The organism is Streptosporangium sp. NPDC001681, from assembly GCF_040298085.1.
Classification (GTDB): domain Bacteria; phylum Actinomycetota; class Actinomycetes; order Streptosporangiales; family Streptosporangiaceae; genus Streptosporangium.
On the sequence record NZ_JBEOZN010000248.1, the window covers coordinates 1 to 5,719 of the forward strand.

Consider the following 5,719-nt stretch of genomic DNA (forward strand, 5'->3'; position numbering starts at 1 on the left):
ATGTTCGCGGCGGTCTATCCCGGCCTGGACGCGCTGAACATCATGCGTCTGGCCAGCCCGCAGTCGGCGATCCTGTCCGCGGTCGTCTTCAACGCCCTGGTGATCATCGCGCTGATCCCGCTGGCGCTCAGAGGTGTTCGCTACCGCCCTTCGAGCGCGTCGAAGCTGCTCAGCCGCAACCTCTACGTCTACGGACTGGGCGGCATCATCGCCCCGTTCATCGGTATCAAGATCATCGACCTGCTCATCCAGTTCCTTCCGGGGATGTCATAAATGGAACGCCTACCTAGCTGGATCCGCCAGCACCTCGCGGCCATCAGGGCGGTCGCCGTCCTCACGGTGCTCCTCGGCGTGATCTACCCGCTGGTCACCACCGGCGTGGCCCAGGCCCTGTTCAACGGCAACGCCAACGGCTCGATCGTCCAGCAGGACGGCAAGGACGTGGGCAGCGCCATCATCGGCCAGAACTTCACCGACAAGGACGGCAACCCGGTCAGGACCTACTTCCAGAGCCGCCCGTCGGCCGCGGGCGACGGGTACGACATGCAGTCGACGGCCGCTAGCAACCTGGGGCCCGAGGATGTCCTGGACGTCCTTCCCGTCCCCGGCGCGAAGGACGACGAGGGCAACCCGGACGAGGGCAGGCAGAGCCTGCTCACCCAGGTCTGCGCCCGCTCCAGGGCGGTCGGTGAGCTGGAGGGCGTCAGCGGCGCCAGGCCGTACTGCACCGGTGACGGTGTGGGCGCGGTGCTGAAGGTCTTCTCCGACCGCGCGGTCAGCGTCAACCAGGCCTGCCCCGATACCCCCTTCATCGCCGAGTACAAGGGTCTGAAGGTGGAGTGCGGCAAGCCGGGCGAGGACTACGCCGCTGGAAAGACCGTCCCGATCCGTGGCGGCGTGACGAAGGTCGAGGTGCCTGCCGATGCCGTCACGGCCAGCGCCTCGGGCCTCGACCCGCACATCTCGGTGGCCTACGCCGACCTGCAGGCCCCGCGAGTGGCCAAGGAGCGCAAAACGGACCTCGCCAGGGTCAAGGCGCTCATCCAGGAGCACACCACAGGGCGCGCCCTCGGCTTCATGGGCGAGCCCGCGGTCAACGTGCTCGAACTCAACCTGGCCCTCGACAAGGAGTAGTGATCGCGGTGCCACGCGGGCGGCTACGGGTCTACCTCGGGGCGGCTCCCGGAGTCGGTAAGACCTTCGCGATGCTCAACGAGGGACACAGGGCGCTGGAGCGTGGCAGGGATGTGGTCGTGGGTTTCGTGGAAACCCACGACCGCCCCCACACCGCCGAGCTGCTTGACGGCCTGGAGGTCCTCCCTCGCAGGACGCTGGCCTACCGGGGGAGCCACTTCACCGAGCTGGACGTCGATGCCGTCATCGAGCGGGCGCCGAAGGTGGCGCTGATCGACGAGCTGGCGCACACCAACATCCCAGGCTCGCGCAACACCAAGCGCTGGCAGGAGATCGAGGAGATCCTCGACGCCGGCATCGACGTCGTCTCCACCGTCAACATCCAGCACCTGGAGTCGGTCAACGACGTCGTCCAGCAGATCACCGGCATTCCGCAGCGGGAGACCATACCGGATGAGGTGGTACGGCGGGCCGACCAGGTCGAGCTGGTCGACATGTCGCCCGAGGCGCTGCGCAGGCGGATGGCGCACGGCAACATCTACGCACCGGAGAAGGTGGACGCCGCGCTGTCCAACTACTTCAGGATCGGCAACCTGACCGCGCTGCGCGAACTCGCCCTGCTCTGGGTCGCGGGAAAGGTCGACGACCAGCTCGACCGCTACCGCGCCGAGCAGGGCATCGCCAAAACCTGGGAAGCACGCGAGCGGGTGGTGGTCGCGCTCACCGGCGGCCCGGAAGGCGACACCCTGGTACGGCGCGCGGCCCGCATCGCGGCGCGCAGCAAGGGTGCCGACCTGCTGGCCGTCCACGTCACCAGGGCGGACGGTCTGACCGGCGGCGATCCGGCCAGCCTGGCCCGCCAGCGCACCCTCGTGGAGGACATGGGCGGCACCTACCACCAGGTGGTCGGCGACGACATCCCGCGCGCACTGCTCGACTTCGCCGGCGGGGTGAACGCCACCCAGCTCGTGCTCGGCGCGTCCAGGCGGGGCAGGTTCGCCCAGATCCTGTCCCGTGGCGTCGGGGTGGAGACGACCGCGCTGTCGGGTTCGATCGACGTCCACATGATCACCCACGCGGAGGTCAAGAAGGGCCGCCGCCACGCGAGCTCGCGCGCCGCGCTGACCCGCAAGCGCAGGATCATCGGCTGGGCGATGGCGATGCTCGGCATGCCCGCGCTGACCGCGGGTTTTTTCCCGTTCAGGGACGATCTGGCGCTGCCGAGCGAGATCCTGATCTTCCTACTGATGGTCGTCGGTGTCTCCCTGGTGGGGGGCATGTGGCCGGCGGTGACGGCGGCCATCGGCGGGTTCCTGCTGCTGAACTACTACTTCACGCCGCCGGTCGACCAGTTCACCATCTACGACCCGGAGAACCTGCTCGCGCTCGTCGTCTATGTGCTGGTCGCGATCATGGTGAGCCTGGTGGTCGACGTGGCGGCCCGCCGTACCAGAGAGGCGGCCAGGGCCAGTGCGGACGCCGAGGTCCTGTCGACGCTCGCCGGTCACGTCCTGCGTGGCGAGGCCGCCCTGCCGTCGCTGCTCGCCCGGATCAAGGAGACGTTCGGGCTCGCGTCCGCCACGCTCCTGGAGCGGACGGGACCGCCGACCCCTGACGACCAGTCGGAGCCGGAGGCGTGGCGGATCGTGGCCACTTCCGGGGGCGAGCCGTGCACCAGCCCTGGAATCGCCGACACCGATGTGGTGATCGACGAGAACCTGGTGCTCGCGGTACGTGGGAGGCTGCTCGACGCCTCCGACCGCAGGGTGCTCGAGGCGTTCGCCGCGGAGACCGCCGTCGCGCTGCGTCAGCAGCGGCTGGAGGAGGAAGCCGAGCGGGCCAGGCCGCTGGCCGAGGCCGACAAGATGCGCACCGCGCTGCTCGCCGCCGTCAGCCACGACCTGCGCACCCCGCTGGCCTCGGCCAGAGCCGCCGTGGAGAGCCTGCGCAACACCGAGATCGACTGGTCCGCGGAGGACCGGGAGGAGCTGCTCGCCACGGCGGACGAGTCGCTGGTCAAGCTGAATCGCCTGGTGGACAACCTGCTCGACATGAGCAGGCTGCAGGCGGGCGTGCTCGGGCCCGCCCTCCAGCCGGTCGCCCTGGAGGAGGTCGTGCCCAGGGCGATGGACGACCTGGGCCCGCTCCGGGATCGCGTCAAGGGGGACATCTCCGTCGAGCTGCCTGAGGTGGTCGCCGACCCCGCCCTGCTGGAGGGGGTGTTGGTGAACCTGATGTCCAATGCCGTCCGCTACAGCCCGCCAGGCGAGCGGGTGCTGGTCACCGGCAGCTGGTACGGCGACCACGTGGAGATCCGGGTGATCGACCGCGGTCCAGGGATTCCGCCAGAAGCACATGACCAGGTCTTCAAGCCGTTCCAGCGGCTCGGCGATCGTGACAACCAATCGGGGGTCGGCCTCGGTCTCGCGCTCTCCAGGGGGCTCACCGAGGCGATGGGCGGCTCCCTCGTACCGGAAGAGACACCAGGGGGAGGTCTCACCATGATCTTGACGCTGCCCATCTCGTCCAGAGCCGTGATCGCATGACACGCATTCTCGTCGTCGACGACGAACCGCAGATCCTGCGGGCGCTTCGCATCAACCTGATCGCCCGCCACTACGAGGTGGCGGTGGCCACCGACGGGGGTGCGGCCCTGCGCCAGGCGGCCGACTGGCATCCCGACCTGGTGGTGCTCGACCTCGGGCTGCCCGACCTCGACGGCGTCGACGTCATTCACGGGCTGCGCGGCTGGACCTCGATGCCGATCATCGTGCTGTCCGGCAGGGCAGGCAACCAGGACAAGGTCGACGCCCTCGACGCCGGTGCCGACGACTACGTCACCAAGCCGTTCGGCATCGACGAGCTGCTGGCCAGGATCCGCGCGGTGTCGCGCCGCACGTCCGCGCAGGAGGCGGAGCTGGCCAGCATCACGATCGGCGACCACGTGGTGGACCTGACCAACAAGACGATCTCCGGCGGGGCACGGCTGACGCCGACCGAATGGCACATCCTGGAGATCCTGCTACACAACCCGGGCAAGCTCGTCAGCCAGCGGCAGCTGCTGACCGAGGTGTGGGGGGTCAAGTACGTCAAGGAGACCCACTATCTACGGCAGTACATGGCCCAGCTGCGGCGCAAACTCGAACGCGACGCCGGGCATCCAGCCCACCTGATCACCGAGCCCGGTATGGGGTACCGCTTCAAGGCCTGATCGGCTTCAGGCCGCTCACCGGTTTGGAGCTGCTCACGGTGCTTCGGGATCCCTGACCGGCAACGACGAAGCGCGGGCAGCCGAGTGACCGTCCACGCTTCTCGCATTCGATCAGAGGCCGACTTCCCCGCGCATCAGGCCGGCGAGCCCCGCGCCGGCACCCGGGCCGCGGCACCGCCCGCCGCGATCGACAGGCCGAACCGCCGCTCCTCGCTCCCCGTGCGATCGCCTCGATGACGCACATCATGCGGTCTTGGCGGAGTGCCGGGCCATCGTCCCTGCGGGGTCGATCACGATGCCGATGGTGTCCAGTTCCTTGAGCATGCTCCTGAGCGCGGGCTCGCTGAGCCGTACCCAGTGCTGATCGGAGCCGAGCACCTTGGCCAGGCGCATCGGTGAGGTGAAGGCGACCGCCGTCCGCTTCCCCGCAGCAGTCCTGAACAGGCGCAGCGATGTGCTGAACGCGCCTTGACGGACCGGGACGTACAACATGCTTCCTCCTGGTGAGAACTCGTACACCAGCGACGCTAGAGCCGAGCGGGGAGCATGAGCGCGATCGCTACGGGATCAAGACGGCAATCGCGGAAGTACTTACGACGCGTTGACGTGGTGTGGCTCCGACCAGCGCCGACATCACCGAAGCGGCAGGATCGGCCGCTTCGGTGCAGTGAACGCGTCAGAGGTCGTCGGCTCCCACCGTCAACGACGTTCTCTGGAGGATGGCAATGATCGGCAGGCAATTCGTGGTGGCGCGGCGATGAGCCGGGAAAACGTGGTGGGTCTTCTGGTTCGGTCGGTTCTGTGCGGTGCACCTCGACCGTGGGCGTACCGCTGACGGTTCGCGACCCCGTGTCCGGATGCGCACCGTCCCACCTGTGACGCGGACGAAATGCGGGAGCGCGAGGGCGGGCAGTTCTTCGACAGACGCCCAGCATGATCATGAGCCGGTGCGTGGAGGTCACAGGTTCATGAAACTCACGACAGAGCGGTTCTCATCGACCCTTGACACGCAACATACTCGGGTATAAAGACATATAAAACAACATTGAAACGGCGGTGAACCAACAGGATGTACGCCGAGGAACGGCAGCAGGAGATCCTGTGTGAGGCCCGGGCCGCCGGGCGGGTCGACGTGGTGACCCTGGCGGAACGGTTCGGCGTCACAACTGAAACGATCCGCCGGGACCTGACCGCGTTGGAGCGTTCGGGTGTGCTGCGGCGCGTGCACGGCGGGGCGATCCCGGTCGAGCGCCTCGGTTTCGAGCCCGCCCTCGCGACGCGCGATGAGGTGATGACGGCGGAGAAGGAGCGTATCGCCAAGGCGGCGCTGGCCGAGTTGCCGCAAGATGGCGCGATCGTGATTGACGCGGGCAC

General features: G+C 68.1%; 5 protein-coding genes and 1 pseudogene. 5 read left to right on the top strand and 1 reads right to left on the bottom strand.

All coding sequences use genetic code 11. The features are described from left to right. The 4 genes and pseudogenes from ABT130_RS46765 to ABT130_RS46780 form a co-directional block, all read left to right on the top strand. Positions 1-273: pseudogene (locus ABT130_RS46765) on the top strand (potassium-transporting ATPase subunit B); the annotation flags it as partial. Next, the gene (locus ABT130_RS46770) at positions 274-1,134 is read left to right on the top strand and encodes a potassium-transporting ATPase subunit C (RefSeq protein ID WP_350966378.1); all 861 of its coding nucleotides are present in this window, start codon (positions 274-276) and stop codon (positions 1,132-1,134) included. 8 nt (positions 1,135-1,142) lie between these two features. After that, on the top strand, positions 1,143-3,680 hold the full coding sequence (locus tag ABT130_RS46775) for a DUF4118 domain-containing protein (protein ID WP_350966381.1): 2,538 nt from the start codon (positions 1,143-1,145) through the stop codon (positions 3,678-3,680). After that, the gene (locus ABT130_RS46780) at positions 3,677-4,345 is read left to right on the top strand and encodes a response regulator (protein WP_350966379.1); all 669 of its coding nucleotides are present in this window, start codon (positions 3,677-3,679) and stop codon (positions 4,343-4,345) included. Before ABT130_RS46775 ends, ABT130_RS46780 begins: the two co-directional genes overlap by 4 nt. A gap of 243 nt (positions 4,346-4,588) precedes the next feature. Here the strand turns inward: ABT130_RS46780 and ABT130_RS46785 are convergent, their stop codons facing one another. Next, entirely contained in the window at positions 4,589-4,837 is a 249-nt protein-coding gene (locus ABT130_RS46785) for an SAV_915 family protein (RefSeq protein ID WP_350966380.1), read from the bottom strand. A 577-nt stretch (positions 4,838-5,414) separates the two neighbouring features. On the opposite strand from ABT130_RS46785, the gene ABT130_RS46790 reads away from it, so the two are divergent. Then, on the top strand, positions 5,415-5,719 hold a 305-nt coding region (locus tag ABT130_RS46790), incomplete at its 3' end, for a DeoR/GlpR family DNA-binding transcription regulator (protein ID WP_350930422.1).